Annotated in this window: 13 protein-coding genes and 1 pseudogene; all 14 read left to right on the forward strand. The window is 72.4% G+C overall.

Annotated features, from left to right (window positions below; genetic code table 11):
• Window positions 1–540: 540 nt before the first annotated feature.
• The 14 genes and pseudogenes from OYE22_RS26320 to OYE22_RS26385 all read left to right on the forward strand — a co-directional run bounded on the left by OYE22_RS26320 (window position 541) and on the right by OYE22_RS26385 (window position 17,332).
• Window positions 541–2,580, forward strand: a complete 2,040-nt coding sequence (locus tag OYE22_RS26320) for a penicillin-binding protein 2 (protein WP_277324330.1) — start codon at window positions 541–543, stop codon at window positions 2,578–2,580.
• Window positions 2,581–2,832: 252 nt separating this feature from the next.
• Window positions 2,833–4,526 (forward strand): annotated as a pseudogene (locus tag OYE22_RS26325) (UDP-N-acetylmuramoyl-L-alanyl-D-glutamate--2,6-diaminopimelate ligase).
• A gap of 62 nt (window positions 4,527–4,588) precedes the next feature.
• Window positions 4,589–6,025, forward strand: a complete 1,437-nt coding sequence (gene murF / locus OYE22_RS26330) for a UDP-N-acetylmuramoyl-tripeptide--D-alanyl-D-alanine ligase (RefSeq protein WP_277322705.1) — start codon at window positions 4,589–4,591, stop codon at window positions 6,023–6,025.
• Window positions 6,022–7,086: a phospho-N-acetylmuramoyl-pentapeptide-transferase gene (gene mraY, locus OYE22_RS26335; protein ID WP_176161149.1), complete on the forward strand. Its 1,065-nt coding sequence runs from the start codon at window positions 6,022–6,024 to the stop codon at window positions 7,084–7,086. The genes murF and mraY overlap by 4 nt, the downstream gene beginning before the upstream one ends.
• On the forward strand, window positions 7,083–8,516 hold the full coding sequence (murD, locus tag OYE22_RS26340; protein ID WP_277322706.1) for a UDP-N-acetylmuramoyl-L-alanine--D-glutamate ligase: 1,434 nt from the start codon (window positions 7,083–7,085) through the stop codon (window positions 8,514–8,516). Before mraY ends, murD begins: the two co-directional genes overlap by 4 nt.
• A gap of 57 nt (window positions 8,517–8,573) precedes the next feature.
• Window positions 8,574–10,061: a putative lipid II flippase FtsW gene (gene ftsW / locus OYE22_RS26345; protein ID WP_277322707.1), complete on the forward strand. Its 1,488-nt coding sequence runs from the start codon at window positions 8,574–8,576 to the stop codon at window positions 10,059–10,061.
• Window positions 10,062–10,067: 6 nt separating this feature from the next.
• Window positions 10,068–11,162, forward strand: coding sequence for an undecaprenyldiphospho-muramoylpentapeptide beta-N-acetylglucosaminyltransferase (murG, locus tag OYE22_RS26350; protein WP_277322708.1), 1,095 nt, complete (start codon window positions 10,068–10,070; stop codon window positions 11,160–11,162).
• A 28-nt stretch (window positions 11,163–11,190) separates the two neighbouring features.
• Entirely contained in the window at window positions 11,191–11,991 is an 801-nt protein-coding gene (locus tag OYE22_RS26355; protein WP_277322709.1) for an FtsQ-type POTRA domain-containing protein, read from the forward strand.
• Window positions 11,992–12,289: 298 nt separating this feature from the next.
• On the forward strand, window positions 12,290–13,561 hold the full coding sequence (gene ftsZ, locus OYE22_RS26360; RefSeq protein ID WP_277322710.1) for a cell division protein FtsZ: 1,272 nt from the start codon (window positions 12,290–12,292) through the stop codon (window positions 13,559–13,561).
• A 36-nt stretch (window positions 13,562–13,597) separates the two neighbouring features.
• Complete coding sequence (gene pgeF, locus OYE22_RS26365) at window positions 13,598–14,359, forward strand: peptidoglycan editing factor PgeF (RefSeq protein ID WP_277322711.1); 762 nt, start codon at window positions 13,598–13,600, stop codon at window positions 14,357–14,359.
• Window positions 14,356–15,075 carry a YggS family pyridoxal phosphate-dependent enzyme gene (locus OYE22_RS26370; protein ID WP_277322712.1) on the forward strand — a complete coding sequence of 240 codons (720 nt, stop codon included), beginning with the start codon at window positions 14,356–14,358 and terminating at the stop codon, window positions 15,073–15,075. The genes pgeF and OYE22_RS26370 overlap by 4 nt, the downstream gene beginning before the upstream one ends.
• 124 nt (window positions 15,076–15,199) lie before the next feature.
• Window positions 15,200–15,811 (forward strand): cell division protein SepF, encoded by a 612-nt coding sequence (gene sepF / locus OYE22_RS26375; RefSeq protein ID WP_277322713.1) that lies wholly within the window; start codon window positions 15,200–15,202, stop codon window positions 15,809–15,811.
• A 65-nt stretch (window positions 15,812–15,876) separates the two neighbouring features.
• Complete coding sequence (locus OYE22_RS26380; RefSeq protein WP_176161141.1) at window positions 15,877–16,161, forward strand: YggT family protein; 285 nt, start codon at window positions 15,877–15,879, stop codon at window positions 16,159–16,161.
• 49 nt (window positions 16,162–16,210) lie between these two features.
• Window positions 16,211–17,332, forward strand: coding sequence for a DivIVA domain-containing protein (locus OYE22_RS26385; protein ID WP_277322714.1), 1,122 nt, complete (start codon window positions 16,211–16,213; stop codon window positions 17,330–17,332).
• Window positions 17,333–17,615 lie beyond the last annotated feature (283 nt).

Below are 17,615 nucleotides of genomic sequence, written 5' to 3' on the forward strand. Positions count from 1 at the left end.
CGCGACGAGCGACCGGAGCGGGCGGGCCCGCGCGAGAGCGGCAGGCCACGTGAGCAGGGCGGGCCGCGCGAGCGGGGCGTGTCACGCGAGCGGGGTGGGCCGGACGAGCGGGCGCGCCGCGCGGACGGCGCGCCGCGTGGCCCGCGCGGCCCGCGTGAAGCGGCGCCCCGACGCGACGGCGCACGCCCCTACGCCAGCGAGCCCCCACGCCGCGCGGAGCGCGCGCCGGGCCAGGCGCCCGGAGCGCGCCCGGGCGCGCGCGGTACCCGCCCGCCGGCCGCCGGCTCCCCGCAGGGGGACGCGGAGCGGCTGCGCGCGCGGGGCCCGTACGGCGCGGCCGGCCGGCCCGCCACCCCGAGGCCGGGCGAAGAGGGCAGGCCACGCGACGTGGTCCGCCCCCGAGACGAGGAGCGAGAAAGCGTCGGGCAGCGCGCGGCGGCGGCCCCCGGCCGAGCCCGCCCCCGGCCGCCGTACGCGGACGGGGAGCGGGGCGAGCGCGTGGGCGCCCGCCAGTGGCGCGAGGGCGCCGGCGCGAACGCGGTGGCCCCCGGCCCGAACGCCGGCGGCCAGCGCGACGCGGGCCGTGGCGAGGCCGAGCGCGCGCCCGGCAATCGGCGGGAGGCGGAGCGCGAGCGCCCCGCCCGGCCCAAGGCGCCCGCCGCACAGCGCCGCACCCCGGAGCGGCCCGGCTCCGGGCGGCCACGGCCGCCCAGGCCACGCGGCGGCTCGGGCGGAGCGGGGGGTTCGGGCCGTCCGCCGTCGCGGCTGCGCAACCCGCGCCCGAGGCTGCGCCTGGTGAGCCTCGCGCTCACGCTCGTGATGCTCGCCTTCGTCGTGCGGCTGCTCCAGGTGCAGGCCGTGGACGCCAACGCCTACACCGCCAAGGCCAACGTCAACCGCTACATTCCGGTCACCCTCGCCGCCGAGCGCGGCTCGATCACCGACCGCACCGGTGTTGAACTGGCCACCACCGTGGACGCGTACGACATCACCGCGGCGCCCGACCTGCTCACCCCCGAACGCGCCAAGGTCAACGACGCGCCACGGCAGGCCGCGGCGCTGCTCTCGCCGATCCTGGGCGTGGGCGAGCGCGAACTCGTCGGCAAGCTCACGGCCAACCCCAAGTCGAAGTACGCCGTGCTCGCCCGGCAGCGCACGCCCCAGGTGTGGAACCAGATCAAGGACCTCAAGAGCGCGCTGGCCGACAAGGAGGCCAAGGGCCGGGGCGTCAACGTGCTGGCCGGAATCAACCGGGAGCGGCACAGCAAGCGGGTCTACCCCAACGGCGACCTCGCCGCCGGCGTGCTGGGCTTCGTCAACGCGCAGGGCAAGGGCAGCGCCGGCATCGAGCAGATGCTCAACGCCGAGCTGGCCGGCAAGGACGGCAGGCGCGTCTACGCCCAGTCCGGCGGCCGGCAGGTGCCCACCGCGGACGTGAAGGAGCAGCCCGCCGTGCCGGGCTCGGACGTCGAGCTGACCATCGACCGCGACATCCAGTGGGCCGCGCAGCAGGCCATCAGCGACCAGGTGCGCGAGTCCAAGGCCGACGGGGGCTACGTCGTCGTCCAGGACACCAGGACCGGCGAGATCCTCGCGCTGGCCAACGCGCCGGGCTTCGACCCCGCCAACGTCTCCGCCGCCGACCCGGCGGCCCTCGGCAACGCGGCGCTCACCGATGCCTACGAACCGGGCAGCACCAGCAAGCTCATGTCGCTGGCCGCCGTCCTGGAGGAGGGCGCCGCGACCCCGCACACCCGGGTCGTGGTGCCCAACCGGCTGCCCCGGGCCGACCGCGCGTTCGCCGACGACATCGACCACCCCACCTGGCACCTGACGCTCAACGGCGTACTCGCCAAGTCCAGCAACATCGGCACCATCCTGGCCACCGAGCAACTGGGCAGGAACCAGCCCGAGTCCAACGAGGTCCTCTACTCCTACCTGCGACGGTTCGGCCTCGGCCAGCCCACGGGGCTCGACTTCCCCGGCGAGACCGCCGGCATCCTGGCCAAGCCCGGGGACTGGAGCGCCTCGCAGCAGTACACGATCCCCTTCGGGCAGGGCCTGTCGCTCAACGCCGTCCAGGCCGCCTCGGTGTACTCCACCATCGCGGGCGGCGGCGAGCGGGTCGTGCCAACGCTGGTCCGCGGCACCAAGGGGCCCGACGGGCGGTTCACGCCCGCGCCCGAGCCGCAGCGCACCCGGGTGGTCAGCGAGAAGACGGCCAGGACGCTCGCCCAGATGCTGGAGTCCGTCGTCGACGACCAGGAGGGCACCGGCGCGAAGGCCAAGATCCCCGGCTACCGGGTCGCGGGCAAGACCGGTACGTCCAACCGGGTCGACCCCAAGACCGGCCGCTACCACGGCTACACCGCCTCCTTCGCCGGCTTCGCGCCCGCCGACAAGCCACGGGTGACCGTCTACTGCGCCGTCCAGAACCCCACCAAGGGCAGCTACTTCGGCGGCCAGGTCTGCGGCCCGATCTACAAGCAGGTCATGGAGTTCGCGCTCAAGACCATGCGGGTGGCCCCCACCGGCAAGCAGCCCGCCCGGCTGCCCGTCACCTACCAGCCCGGACAGTGAGCGCGGGGCGCCGTGAGTACGATCACCCCCGGCCCCGGGAACCACGGCTCGCGGCCCCCCGCACATCCCCCGTTCGGCCCGCGGAAAGGCACCCGCGACACCTCGTCCGCCGCGGGCCCCGGAGGCGTGCCCTGGCGCCCCGCGACCCCCGCCCCGACGGGGTCCGCCGCCGCTGGCCCGGGCCCCGCGAGCGCCGAGCCCCGGCCCCCCTCATTTCGCGGCGGACCCCATGGGCCCGGTACGCTCACCGCCGTGCCACACGCTGATCAGTCTCAAACCACCCAGAAGGACGCCGCCCCGGTCTACCCGGGGCCGCCCCGCCCCGTACGGGTCCGCCCCACCCCCTCGCGGAGCTGGCCGGTCAGCTCGGTATCGAGGCCCCAGCGGCGAGCGAGGAGGGCGCCGAGGCCACCGGCATCACCCACGACTCCCGGGCGGTACGACCCGGTGACGTCTACGCCGCGCTGCCCGGCGCCCGCGTACACGGCGCCGACTTCGCCGCCCAGGCCGCCGACCTGGGAGCCGTCGCCGCGTTGACCGACCCGGCGGGAGCCGAGCGGGTCGCGGCGGCCGGCCTGCCGGCGCTGGTCGTGCCGGACCCGCGGGCCAGAATGGGCGCGCTGGCGGCCACCATCTACGGCGAGCCGGGCGAGGACCTGCTGCAGATCGGCATCACCGGCACCTCGGGCAAGACCACCACCGCGTACCTCATGGAGGGCGGCCTGCGCGCCGCCCTGGCGGCCGGGCAGGCGCCGGGCGCGCCCGACCAGGCCGGCGGCGCCGAGCTGACCGGCCTCATCGGCACCGTGGAGACCCGCATCGGCGACGAGCGGATCAAGTCCGAGCGCACCACGCCCGAGGCCACCGACCTGCAGGCGCTGTTCGCGGTGATGCGCGAGCGCGGCGTGCGCTCGGTCGCCATGGAGGTCTCCAGCCACGCGCTCGTGCTCGGTCGTGTCGACGGCTGCGTCTTCGACATCGCCGTCTTCAACAACCTCAGCCCCGAGCACCTCGACTTCCACCCGGACATGGAGGACTACTACCGGGCCAAGGCGCAGTTGTTCACCAAGGCCCGCAGCCGGGCCGCGGTCATCAACCTCGACGACGAGTACGGGCAGCGGCTCGCCCGCGAGACCCAGATCCCGGTCACCACGTTCTCCGCCGAGGGCCACCCGGACGCCGACTGGCGCGCCGCCGGCGTCGAGATCGGCCCGCTGGGCTCGACGTTCACCGCGCTCGGCCCCGAGGGCCAGTCGGTGCGCGCCGCCGCCCCGCTGCCCGGCACCTTCAACGTCGCCAACGCGCTCGCCGCGATCACCGCCCTGGTCGTGGCCGGGATCGACCCGCAGACCGCGGCCGACGGCGTCGCCGCCGTGCCCGGGGTGCCGGGCCGCCTGGAGCGCGTGGACGCCGGCCAGCCCTACCTGGCGGTCGTCGACTACGCGCACAAGCCCGACGCCGTCGAGTCCGTGCTGCGCGCCCTGCGCAAGGTCACCGACGGCAAGCTGCACGCCGTACTCGGCTGCGGCGGCGACCGCGACCCGCACAAGCGCCACGCCATGGGCGCGGCCCTGGCCCGGCTGTCCGACACCGCCGTCCTCACCTCTGACAACCCGCGCTCCGAGGACCCGTTGGCGATCCTGGCCGCGATGCTCGCCGGCGCCGCCGAGGTGCCCACCCACGAGCGCGGCACGGTGCTGGTCGAGGAGGAGCGCGCCGTGGCCATCGCCGCGGCCGTCGCCCGCGCCGAGCCCGGCGACACCGTCGTCGTGGCGGGCAAGGGCCACGAACAGGGCCAGGACATCGCCGGCGTGGTGCGCGCCTTCGACGACCGCCAGGTGCTGCGCGAGGCCATCGAGGCCGCCCGCCAGCACCCGGGCCACCCGTACTACGCATCCGCGGCGCCCAGCGCCTCTCGTACGCAGCACCACGACGACCAGGGATGACCCACCGCCATGCGCGCATCACCCTCTCCAAGGCAGCTCACGGGAACCGCCGGAGGTGACCTGTGATCTCGCTGTCCCTCGCCGAGGTCACCGCCATCGTCGGCGGGCAGCCGTACGACATACCGGACCTCGACCAGCGGGTCTCCGGGCCCGTGGTGATCGACTCCCGTGAGGTGCGCCCCGGCGGCCTGTTCGCCGCGTTCGCCGGCGAGCGGGTCGACGGGCACGACTACGCCGAACGCGCCGTCGCCGCCGGCGCGGTGGCGGTGGTGGCCACGCGCCCCGTCGGCGTGCCCGCCATCGTCGTGGACGACGTGGTGGCCGCGCTCGGCGCGCTCGCCCGCGCCGTCGTCGAGCGGCTCGGCGCCCGCGTCGTCGGCCTCACCGGCTCGGCCGGCAAGACCAGCACCAAGGACCTGATCGCCCAACTCCTGGAGCGGCTCGGGCCGACCGTGTGGACGCCGGGCTCGTTCAACAACGAGATCGGCATGCCGCTGACGGCGCTGCGCGCCGACGACGAGACCCGCCACCTCGTCCTGGAGATGGGCGCCCGCGGCATCGGCCACATCCGCTACCTGGCCGAACTGACGCCCCCGCACATCGGCCTGGTGCTCAACGTCGGCACCGCGCACATCGGGGAGTTCGGCGGCCGCGAGCAGATCGCCCAGGCCAAGGGCGAACTCGTGGAGGGGCTGCCGACGGCCGAGGCGGGCGGCGTGGCCGTGCTCAACGCCGACGACCCGCTGGTGCGCGCCATGAGCGCGCGTACCCAGGCGGAGGTCCTGTTGTTCGGTGAGGCCGCCGAGGCCCACGTACGCGCCGAGAATGTCCGGCTTACCGACCTCGGACAGCCCAGCTTCACGCTTCACACACCCACCGGGTGCGGCGACGTGACCATGCGCCTGTACGGTGAGCACCACGTGTCGAACGCGCTCGCCGCTGCCGCCGTCGCCCATGTGTTGGGCATGTCCGCCCCAGAGATCGCCGAGGCGCTCTCCGAGGCGGGACAGCTCTCCCGCTGGCGGATGGAGGTCACCGAGCGCGCGGACGGCGTGACGATCGTCAACGACGCCTACAACGCGAACCCCGAGTCCATGCGAGCCGCGCTGCGCGCGCTCGTGGCGATGGGCACGGCCCACCGGGCGCAGGGGGGACGCACGTGGGCGGTGCTCGGTCAGATGGCCGAACTCGGCGAGGAGTCACTCGTCGAGCACGACGCGATCGGACGGCTGGCCGTTCGACTCAACGTCAGCAAGCTCGTGGCGGTCGGCGGCCAGGAGGCCGCCTGGATCGACATGGGCGCCAAGAACGAGGGTTCGTGGGGTGAGGAGTCGGTGCACGTGTCCGACGCGCGGGCGGCGGTCGAACTGTTGCGCAGAGAGTTGCGCCCGGGAGACATCGCGCTGGTGAAGGCGTCCAGGTCGGTCGGCCTGGAGCAGGTCGCGGCGGAGCTGTTGGGGGAACCGGGCACGGCCGAGGGCGAGGGTGCCGGGCGATGAAGCAGATCCTCTTCTCCGGAGTGATCGGACTCTTCCTGACCTTGGTCGGCACGCCGCTGCTGATCAAGCTCCTCGCCCGTAAGGGATACGGGCAGTACATCCGTGACGACGGCCCCCGTGGCCACCACGGCAAGCGCGGTACACCCACCATGGGTGGCATCGCCTTCATCCTGGCCACCATCATCGCGTACGCGCTGACGAAGGTGATCACCTCCAGCGAGCCGACGTTCTCCGGCGTGCTCGTGCTCTTCCTCTTCGCCGGCATGGGCCTGGTCGGCTTCCTCGACGACTACATCAAGATCGTCAAGCAGCGGAGCCTGGGCCTGCGCGCCAAGGCGAAGATGGCCGGCCAGCTCATCGTCGGCGTCGCGTTCGCGATCCTCTCGCTCAACTTCGCGGACGCCCGCGGCCAGACCCCGGCCTCCGACAAGCTCTCCTTCACCCAGGACTTCGGCTGGCAGATCGGCCCCGTGATCTTCGTGATCTGGGCGCTGTTCATGATCCTGGCGATGTCCAACGGCGTGAACCTCACCGACGGCCTCGACGGCCTGGCCACCGGCGCCTCGGTGATGGTCTTCGGCGCCTACACCTTCATCGGCGTCTGGCAGTACCAGGAGTCCTGCGCCAACATGCCCACCGCGGGCCAGGCGTGTTACGAGGTCCGCGACCCGCTGGACCTGGCCATCGTCGCCTCCGCGCTGATGGGCGCCTGCTTCGGCTTCCTGTGGTGGAACACCTCGCCGGCCAAGATCTTCATGGGCGACACCGGTTCGCTCGCCCTCGGCGGCGCCCTCGCCGGCCTGGCGATCTGCTCGCGCACCGAACTCCTGCTCGCGCTGCTCGGCGGCCTGTTCGTGCTGATCACGATGTCCGTGGTCATCCAGGTCGGCTCCTTCCGGATGACCGGCAAGCGCGTGTTCCGCATGGCACCGCTCCAACACCACTTCGAACTGAAGGGTTGGAGCGAAGTGCTGGTGGTGGTCAGATTCTGGATCATCCAGGGCATGTGCGTGATCGTCGGCCTCGGCATCTTCTACGCGGGCTGGGCGGCGGCCAAGTGACGAGCCAGTACGCCGGACGCCGCATCACCGTCGCCGGCCTCGGCGTCTCCGGGGTCCCCGCGGCGCGCGCGCTGCGGGGCCTCGGCGCCCTGGTGACCGTCGTCAACGGCAGCGACGGCGAGCGCCAGCGCGCCGAGGCGGCCGAGCTCGAAGCGCTCGGCGTCACCGTCCGCCTCGGCGACGGCGCGACCCTGCCGGAGGGCACCGAACTGGTCGTCACCACCCCCGGGTGGAAGCCGACCAGCCCGCTGTTCGAGGCCGCGGCCCAGGCCGGCGTCCCGGTCGTCGGCGACGTGGAGGTCGCCTGGCGGCTGCGCGCCGAGCAGGACCGCCCCGCCGCCCCCTGGCTGGCCGTCACCGGCACCAACGGCAAGACCACCACCGTACGGATGCTCACCGCCATCCTGGAGGCCGCCGGACTGCGCACCGCGGCCGTCGGCAACATCGGCGTCTCGCTCTTCGACGTCGTCCTCGGCGAGCGGGAGTACGACGTACTCGCCGTCGAGCTGTCCAGCTACCAGTTGCACTGGGCACCCTCGCTGCGCGCCCACTCCGCCGCGGTGCTCAACCTGGCCCCCGACCACCTCGACTGGCACGGCTCCATGGAGGCGTACGCCGCCGACAAGGGCCGCGTCTACGAGGGCAACCAGGTCGCCTGCGTGTACAACGTGGCCGACCCCGCCACCGAGGAACTGGTCCGGGCCGCCGACGTCGCCGAGGGCTGCCGCGCCATCGGCTTCACCCTCGGCACGCCGGGCCCCTCCCAACTCGGCCTGGTGGACGACATCCTCGTCGACCGCGCCTTCGTACCGGACCGGCAGCGCCAGGCCCAGGAACTGGCCGAGATCAGCGACCTGGCCTCGCCGGCGCCGCACAACATCGCCAACGCGCTCGCCGCCGCCGCGCTCGCCCGCGCCTACGGCGTGCCCCCGGCCGCCGTCCGCGAGGGACTGCGCGCCTTCCGGCCCGAGGCACACCGTATCGAGCACGTGGCCACCGTGGACCGGGTCGACTTCGTGGACGACTCCAAGGCGACCAACACGCACGCCGCGCAGGCGTCGTTGGCCGCGTACGAGCCGATCGTGTGGATCGCGGGCGGCCTCGCCAAGGGCGCCACCTTCGACGAACTGGTCAGCGCGTCGGCCAGCCGGCTGCGCGGCGTCGTCCTGATCGGCGCCGACCGCGCGCTGATCAGGGACGCCCTCGCGCGACACGCGCCGCAGGTCCCGGTCGTCGACCTCGACCGGACGGACACTGGGGCGATGTCCGCGGCGGTCCAGGCGGCCGTCGGACTCGCGGAACCGGGCGACACGGTGCTTCTGGCCCCCGCGTGCGCCTCGATGGATATGTTCACCAACTACAACAAGCGCGGCGAAGCGTTCGCCGATGCCGTGCGCGTGCTCGCCTCCGGACGAGCCGCGCACGAGTAGCCGTTGGTCCCCGTGCCGTGGGCCACGGCGCCGCACACCAGTGGAGGGGACACCGAGATGATGGCCGACGACTCCGCGCGCCCCGCCACCCGCGGCACCCGGCGGGCCCGATGGCCCCGCCCCGGCCTGGCCGCCGCGCGCCCGGCGCTGGCCGGTGGCGCGGGCCCGGCGCCGGGCGGCGGCCTCGGCATGGGCCTCGCGCTCCGTGGGAAGGCCACCGCGCGCCCCCCGCGCGCCACCGCCCGGCCCGGGCCCGGTGGCGGACCGCCCGGCCGCGCGCCCCGGCCGCGTCCCCCGCGACGCAGCCCGCTGGCGGCGCTGGCGCGGCTGCGCGAGCGGGCCCGCCGCGCCTGGGACCGGCCGCTGACCGCCTACTACCTGATCCTCGGCGGCAGCGTGCTGATCACCGTGCTCGGCCTGGTGATGGTCTACTCCGCCTCGCAGATCAAGGCCCTCCAGTCGGGGCTCGCCCCCTCCTTCTTCTTCCGCAAGCAGTTGCTCGCGGCCGTCATCGGTGGGCTGTTGATGTTGGCAGCCGTACGACTGCCCATCCGGCTGCACCGGGCGCTGGCCTACCCGCTGCTCGCCGTCTCCGTCTTCCTGATGTGCCTGGTCCAGGTGCCCGGAATAGGAGTCGCGGTCAACGGCAACCAGAACTGGATCTCCGTCGGCGGCCCCTTCCAGCTCCAGCCCAGCGAGTTCGGCAAGCTCGCGCTCGTGCTCTGGGGCGCCGACCTGCTCGCCCGCAAGCACGACAAGAACCTCCTCGGCCAGTGGAAGCACCTGCTGGTGCCCCTGGTCCCGGCCGCCTTCGTACTGCTCGGGCTGATCATGCTGGGCGGTGACATGGGGACCGCGATCATCCTCACCGCGGTCCTGTTCGGGCTGCTGTGGCTGGCCGGCGCACCGACCCGACTCTTTGTCGGCGTGCTCGGGGCCGCGGCCGTCGTCGGGCTGATCCTCATCAAGACCAGCGCCAACCGCATGTCGCGCCTGGCCTGTATCGGCGCCACCGACCCGGGCGCGAACGACCAGTGCTGGCAGGCCGTGCACGGCATCTACGCGCTGGCCAACGGCGGCTGGTTCGGTTCCGGGCTCGGCGCCAGTATGGAAAAATGGGGTGAACTCCCCGAGCCGCACACGGACTTCATCTTCGCCATCACCGGCGAGGAACTCGGCCTGGCGGGGACACTGTCAGTGCTCGCCCTCTTCGCGGCTCTAGGCTATGCGGGTATCCGCGTGGCCGGACGCACGGAGGACCCCTTCGTGAGGTATGCCGCGGGAGGTGTGACCACCTGGATCACGGCGCAGGCCGTGGTCAACATCGGTGCGGTGCTCGGCCTGCTGCCGATCGCCGGTGTCCCCCTGCCGCTGTTCTCCTACGGAGGTTCAGCCCTGCTCCCGACCATGTTCGCCATCGGTCTGCTGATCGCCTTCGCGCGTGCGGAACCCGGTGCCCGAGCTGCGTTGGCCATGCGGCAGCCTGGGGTGAGATGGAAGACGATGAGACGGCGCGTCAAGAAACGTCCGTCCGGAGAGCGGTGAAATTCGGTGCATGTCGTACTCGCCGGTGGGGGGACCGCCGGCCACATCGAGCCAGCGCTCGCCCTCGCGGACGCCCTGCGTAGGCAGGACCCGACCGTGGGGATCACAGCGCTGGGCACGGAGAAGGGCCTGGAGACCCGACTCGTGCCCGAGCGGGGCTACGAGCTCGGGCTCATCCCCGCCGTGCCGCTGCCCCGTAAGCCCACGCCCGAGCTGATCACCGTGCCCGGACGGCTGCGCGGCACCATCAAGGCCGCCGAGCAGATCCTGGAGCGCACCAAGGCCGACTGCGTCGTGGGCTTCGGCGGCTACGTCGCGCTGCCCGGCTACCTCGCCGCCAAGCGCCTCGGCGTGCCGATCATCGTCCACGAGGCCAACGCCCGACCCGGTCTGGCCAACAAGATCGGTTCCCGGTACGCCAAGTTCGTCGCGGTCAGCACCCCGGACAGCAAGCTGCGCAACGCGCACTACGTGGGCATCCCGCTGCGCCGCACCATCGCCACGCTGGACCGGGCCCGGGTCAGGCCCGAGGCCCGTGCCGCGTTCGGCCTCGACCCGGGCCTGCCGACCCTGCTGGTCTCCGGCGGCTCGCAGGGCGCCAGGCGGCTGAACGAGGTCGTGCAGTCCGTCGCGCCGTTCCTCCAGCGCGCCGGAATCCAGATCCTGCACGCGGTCGGCCCGAAGAACGAAATGCCGCGCGTCGACAACATGCCCGGAATGCCGCCCTACATCCCGGTACCGTACGTGGACCGGATGGACCTGGCGTACGCCGCGGCCGACATGATGCTCTGCCGCGCGGGCGCCATGACCGTGGCCGAACTCTCCGCCGTCGGGCTGCCGGCCGCCTTCGTCCCGTTGCCGATCGGCAACGGCGAACAGCGGCTGAACGCCCAGCCGCTGGTCAAGGCGGGTGGCGGGCTGCTGGTCGACGACGCCGAGCTGACGCCGGAGTGGGTGCAGAACAACGTGCTGCCCGTACTCGGCGATCCGCACCGGCTGTTCGAGATGTCGCGCGCGGCCGCGGAGTTCGGCCGCCGGGACGCCGACGAACTCCTCGTCGGAATGGTGTACGAGGCGATCGCCGCCCGCCGGGCCGGGTAGCGGCCCTGACAGCAGGAGGCTTGGGAGCGTGGCCGGACCGACGACCGCCCAGCGCGGCAGCGCGCACCGTGAGAACCGTTCGTCGTCCGGCCCGCCGCCGCCCCCCGCGCGCGGCGGGCTCCGACTCCCCGGCCGCCGCACGCTGGTGCTGCTCCTGGTCGCCGCCGTGCTCGTCGGCGGCGGCGGGACCTGGCTGTTGTACGGCTCCTCCTGGCTGCGGGTGGAGAAGGTGCGGGTGCGCGGCACCGAGGTGTTGCGCCCCGACCAGGTGCGCGAGGTGGCGGCGGTGCCGATGGACTCGCCGCTCGTCTCGGTGGACACCGACGCGATGGAGAGGCGACTGCGGGCCAGGTTGCCCCGGATCGACTCCGTACACGTCGAGCGCTCGTGGCCGAACACAATCAGCCTCAATGTGACCGAGCGTCAGCCGGAACTCGTACTGGAAAAGGCCGGAAAGTTCGTCGAAATGGACGCCGAGGGAGTGCGATTCGCCACGGTGGCCAAGGCGCCGAAGGGCATTCCCCGACTGGAAATGGAAGCGGAACGCTCGCCCAGCCTGCGGAGGTTCGGTGAAGAACGGTTGCGTCGCGCCGCGGTCGAGGTCGTCACCAGCCTGCCGCCCAAGGTCCGCGCCCAGACCAGGGTCCTCCGCGTACGCTCCTACGACGCCATCAGCCTTGAGCTGGCGGGCGGCCGTTCGGTGCGCTGGGGCAGCCCCGAACAGGGTGAGGCGAAGGCCACCGCGCTGCTCGCGCTGATGAAAGCGGAGCGCGAAGCGGAGCACTTCGACGTCAGCGTGCCGGGTGCCCCCGCGGCGGCCGGGAGTTGACCGGGATTTATCGCCGAGTTGACGCCCGTCGCGGCAGGCCAGCCCCCTGGCTGGCTAGCCCCCTGGGTGATCACATAGGGTGAAAAGAAAAACGGGAGGTTCGGCGTGTTCGTTGAACGCGCGCCACTTGTCGACTTAGTGTCCTGTCCCGAAGACTTCAAGGAACAGGCACACGGATAACCCTAAACTTCAGGGTTAGGGTTTGGGTCGGCAATGAGGACCGCCCCATCGGCATCCGTCGACGCACCGCGACAACAGCGGGGCGGCGACACGTAAATCGAGGCGAGAGGCCTTCGACGTGGCAGCACCGCAGAACTACCTCGCAGTCATCAAGGTCGTCGGCATCGGCGGCGGTGGCGTGAATGCCATCAACCGGATGATCGAGGTCGGGCTCAAGGGCGTCGAGTTCATCGCGATCAACACCGATGCACAGGCCCTGCTGATGAGCGACGCCGACGTCAAGCTCGACGTCGGTCGGGAACTCACCCGTGGCCTCGGCGCGGGCGCCAACCCCGATGTCGGCCGCAAGGCGGCCGAGGACCACCGCGAGGAGATCGAGGAGGTCCTCAAGGGGGCCGACATGGTCTTCGTCACCGCGGGTGAGGGCGGCGGCACCGGCACCGGCGGCGCCCCGGTCGTCGCCAACATCGCGCGCTCCCTGGGCGCCCTGACGATCGGCGTGGTCACCCGCCCGTTCACCTTCGAGGGGCGCCGTCGCGCGAACCAGGCGGAGGACGGGATCGCCGGCCTGCGGGACGAGGTCGACACCCTGATCGTCATCCCCAACGACCGACTGCTGTCCATTTCGGACCGTCAGGTCAGCGTTCTTGACGCGTTCAAGTCCGCCGACCAGGTGTTGCTGTCCGGCGTGCAGGGCATCACCGACCTGATCACAACCCCCGGCCTGATCAACCTGGACTTCGCGGACGTCAAGTCCGTGATGTCGGAGGCGGGCTCGGCCCTCATGGGCATCGGCTCCGCGCGCGGCGACGACCGCGCGGTCGCCGCCGCCGAGATGGCGATCTCCTCGCCCCTGCTTGAGGCGTCCATCGACGGCGCCCGAGGCGTGCTGCTGTCCATCTCGGGCGGATCGGACCTCGGTCTCTTCGAGATCAACGAGGCCGCACAGCTCGTCAGCGAGGCGGCACACCCGGAGGCGAACATCATCTTCGGCGCCGTGATCGACGACGCGCTCGGCGACGAGGTCCGCGTCACCGTGATCGCCGCCGGCTTCGACGGAGGCCAGCCGCCGGCCAAGGGCAACCGGGAGAAGGCGCTCGGTTCGTACGGCGGCCGTGACGACAGCGCCACCGCCGCGCAGTCCGGCCGGCCCACCGCCTCGGCCGAGTCGCGCCCCGCGTACGGCGGCCTGACCAGCGTCTCCTCGCGGGACAGCGGCGTGCCGGCGGCCGAGCCGGTCGAGCCCGAGCCGGCCCCTGTCTCCGAGGCGCCGAGCGGGTACCCGAGCCAGACCCCGGCCCCGCCCATCAGCTCGCCGCAGGTCCCCCCGGCCCGCCCCTACCAGGACAGCGCGGCCGAGGAGCTCGACGTGCCGGACTTCCTGAAGTAGCCGGCCGCGTGAGACGACTGAAGTGATCCACACACCGTGATAGGCCAGCACGAGACGACGAGCGGCGCGCACTTCGCCTTCACCGACCGGTGGGGCGGGGTGAGCGCCGCTCCGTATGACCGGCTCAACCTCGGCGGCGCGGTCGGCGACGACCCGGCCGCGGTACGGGCCAACCGCCTCAGCGCGGCGCGGGCGCTCGGCATCGACGCGGAGCGCGTCGTGTGGATGCGCCAGGTGCACGGCCGCGAGGTGGCCGTCGTCGACGGGCCGTGGGGCGACCGCGAGATCCCGGAGGTCGACGCGGTGGTGACCGCCCGTCGGGGGCTGGCCCTCGCGGTGCTCACCGCCGACTGCACCCCGGTCCTCCTCGCGGACCCGGTGGCCGGCGTCGCCGGCGCCGCGCACGCGGGGCGGCCGGGGCTCGTCGCCGGGGTCGTCCCGGCGACCGTCGAGGCCATGGTCGCGCTCGGCGCGGAGCCCGCCCGGATCATCGCCCGCACCGGCCCCTCGGTCTGCGGCCGCTGCTACGAGGTGCCGGCGGCGATGCGCGCCGCGGTGGCGGACGTGGTCCCCGCGGCCTGGGCCACCACGAGCTGGGGCACGCCGGCGGTCGACGTGGCCGGTGGCGTACGGGCCCAACTCGCCGCGCTCGGCGTCGAGGTGGCGGTCTCGTCCGAGGTCTGCACGCTGGAGTCGACCGACCACTTCTCCTACCGGCGCGAGCGCGACACCGGACGGCTGGCGAGCTACGTGTGGCTGTCCGAGGCGGCTGACCAGGACGGGGAGGCGAAGCGGTGACCGACCGCAGAAGTGAGTTGGCGGACAACCTGGCCCGGGTCGAGGAGCGCATCGCCGCCGCGTGCGCCGCCTCCGGGCGCGAGCGCTCCGAGGTCACCCTCATCGTAGTGACCAAGACCTATCCGGCCAGCGACGTACGGCTGCTGTCGGAACTCGGGGTTCGCGAGGTCGCCGAGAACCGGGACCAGGACGCGGCACCAAAGGCCGCCGAATGCACGGATCTGCCGCTGCGATGGCACTTTGTGGGGCAATTGCAGTCGAACAAGGTTCGTTCCGTGGCCAGTTACGCTGATCTCGTACAGTCCGTTGACCGGCAGCGGTTGGTCAACGCGCTGTCGACGGCCGCCGTACGCGCCGGTCGCGAGATCGACTGCCTGCTCCAGGTGGCCCTTGACGCGGAGTCGGGGGACGCCGGGGGGCGGGGCGGCGTCGCGCCCGACGGCGTGGCCGACCTCGCCGAAGCGGTGGCCGAGTCCGAAGGGCTGCGGCTGCGCGGGCTGATGACGGTCGCTCCGCTCGCCGGACCGTACGCGGGCAGGCCGCGGGCGGCCTTCGAGCGGTTGAGGGAAATCTCATCGAGCCTGCGCGCGGCTCATCCGGCTGCGACCATGGTCTCGGCAGGGATGAGCTCGGACCTTGAGGACGCCGTGGCCGCTGGTGCGACACATCTACGCGTCGGCACTGCGGTGCTCGGAGTCCGACCCCGGCTCGGGTAACGTCGCCAAGCAAGTCGGACCACAGTAGAAAATATGGTCATTCCCGCCAAAAGGTGGGCAGGCCGCGTGGATTCAAGGCATCTGGTGGCGGAAGCGATCCACCACAGAGCGGAGGACGCAGAGAATGGCCGGCGCTATGCGCAAGATGGCGGTCTACCTCGGCCTCGTGGAGGACGATGGGTACGACGGCCGGGGGTTCGACCCCGACGACGACTTCGAGCCCGAACCCGAACCGGAGCGTGCGCGGCGGCAGCACCAGCCGGAGACCGAACCGCGACCGGAAATGGACGAACCGGTGCGAGTCGCCCACCCGCCGGCGCAGCGTGAACCCGCTCCGCTCGTAGCGGAAACCGGGCGCCCCGCCCGCATCGCCCCCGTGGCGTCTATCACACCCGAACGTCAAAGCCTGGAGAAGAACGCACCGGTGATCATGCCCAAGGTCGTGTCCGAGCGGGAGCCCTACCGCATCACCACGTTGCACCCTCGCACCTACAACGAGGCCCGTACCATCGGGGAACACTTCCGCGAGGGCACACCCGTGATCATGAATTTGACTGAGATGGATGACACTGACGCGAAGCGACTCGTCGACTTCGCGGCCGGTCTAGTCTTCGGTCTGCACGGAAGTATTGAGCGGGTGACGCAGAAGGTGTTCCTGTTGTCGCCTGCTAACGTCGATGTCACGGCGGAGGACAAGGCCCGTATTGCAGAGGGCGGGTTCTTCAACCAGAGCTGAGACGCAATACCTGGCAATCACGGCCGCAAGGCTACGTACGAGCAAGGGGAGAGGGACGCGCGGGGATGGGCATCGCACTGGACGTGATCCACGTCGCGCTGTTGGTTTTCCTGGTCGTGTTGATCTTCCGGCTGGTGATGGACTACGTGTTCCAGTTCGCCCGCTCATGGCAACCCGGCAAGGCGATGGTGGTGGTCCTTGAGGCCACTTACACTGTCACCGATCCGCCACTCAAGCTTCTGCGGCGGTTTATCCCGCCGCTGCGTCTCGGGGGCGTGGCGCTCGATCTGTCCTTCTTCGTACTGATGATCATCGTTTACATCCTGATCTCCGTCGTGAGCCAGCTGTGAACGATACGGTCTTGCCGATTGCCGACGACAACGTTGAGGTGAAGAAGAGATGCCGTTGAGCCCCGAGGACGTGCGGAACAAGCAGTTCACGACCGTCCGCCTCCGAGAAGGCTATGACGAGGACGAGGTCGATGCCTTCCTCGACGAAGTCGAAGCGGAACTGACCCGACTGCTGCGCGAGAACGAGGACCTCCGGGCCAAGCTCGCCGCCGCGACGCGTGCCGCCGCGCAGAACCAGCAGCAGGGCATGCGCAAGCAGGAGCAGCAGGACCGACCCGGCGCCCCCGTGCCCGCCGCCATATCAGGTCCGCAGCCGGTGCCGCCCCAGCAGCAACAGCAACAGATGGGCGGGCCGCCCCAGTTGCCCGGTGGCGCACCGCAGCTTCCGGCCGGCCCCGGCGGCCACGGCCCGCAGGGTCCGCACGGCCCCGGCCCGATGGGCCAGGGTGGCCCGGGCCCGATGGGCCAGCACGGTCCGATGGGTGGCCCCATGGGCCCCGGCGGCCCGCAGCTTCCGCAGCCCGGCCAGGGTCCCGGCGGCGACAGCGCGGCCCGTGTGCTCTCGCTGGCGCAGCAGACCGCTGACCAGGCGATCGCGGAGGCCCGTTCCGAGGCCAACAAGATCGTCGGCGAGGCGCGCAGCCGTGCCGAGGGCCTGGAGCGCGACGCGCGTGCCAAGGCCGACGCGCTGGAGCGGGACGCGCAGGAGAAGCACCGCGTGGCGATGGGCTCGTTGGAGTCGGCCCGCGCGACGCTGGAGCGCAAGGTCGAGGACCTGCGCGGCTTCGAGCGCGAGTACCGCACCCGTCTGAAGTCGTACCTGGAGAGCCAGCTCCGTCAGTTGGAGAACCAGGCCGACGACTCGCTGGCCCCGCCGCGTACCCCGGCGACCGCCTCGCTGCCGCCGTCCCCCTCGATGAGCGGTTCGATGGCAGCCGCCGGCGCCAGCTCCATGGGCGGTGGCGGTGGCCACACCATGGGCGGCAACCAGAGCATGGGTGGCAACCAGAGCATGGGCGGCAACGGCGGCGGCCCCTCGTACGGTGGGCAGCAGCAGATGTCCCCGGCGATGACGCAGCCGATGGCGCCGGTGCGGCCGCAGGGTCCGCAGCCGATGCAGCAGGCTCCTTCGCCGATGCGGGGCTTCCTGATCGACGAGGACGACAACTGATCGCCCCGACCGGGCGCCGCTAGGCGCCAGTTGTCGGCGCACATACGGGCCGGGCCCCTGGGACTTCCCAGGGGCCCGGCCCGTATGTGCTGCCGGCGCACGGCCGTCGCGGGCGCGCTTCCCCCGTGCTGCTGAACCCGGCGCGTGGTGCGGGGGTTCCCCTGCGCGGGTGAGGTGCGCCGCGGCGCGGGGAAGTGGCCGGGGTGCGGCGGGGTGGCGCGGGTGTCGTACGGCTCGGCGGTACTCGAACGCGACGGCGCCCCGGCCCACGGGGTGCGCGGGC

Source organism: Streptomyces sp. 71268 (assembly GCF_029392895.1).
Classification (GTDB): Bacteria; Actinomycetota; Actinomycetes; order Streptomycetales; family Streptomycetaceae; genus Streptomyces.

Coding starts and splice junctions, on each gene's coding strand:
- mraY (WP_176161149.1), top strand. CDS start 6,022: ATGAAGCAGATCCTCTTCTCCGGAGTGATCGGACTCTTCCTGACCTTG.
- ftsW (WP_277322707.1), top strand. CDS start 8,574: ATGATGGCCGACGACTCCGCGCGCCCCGCCACCCGCGGCACCCGGCGG.
- sepF (WP_277322713.1), top strand. CDS start 15,200: ATGGCCGGCGCTATGCGCAAGATGGCGGTCTACCTCGGCCTCGTGGAG.
- OYE22_RS26380 (WP_176161141.1), top strand. CDS start 15,877: ATGGGCATCGCACTGGACGTGATCCACGTCGCGCTGTTGGTTTTCCTG.
- OYE22_RS26385 (WP_277322714.1), top strand. CDS start 16,211: ATGCCGTTGAGCCCCGAGGACGTGCGGAACAAGCAGTTCACGACCGTC.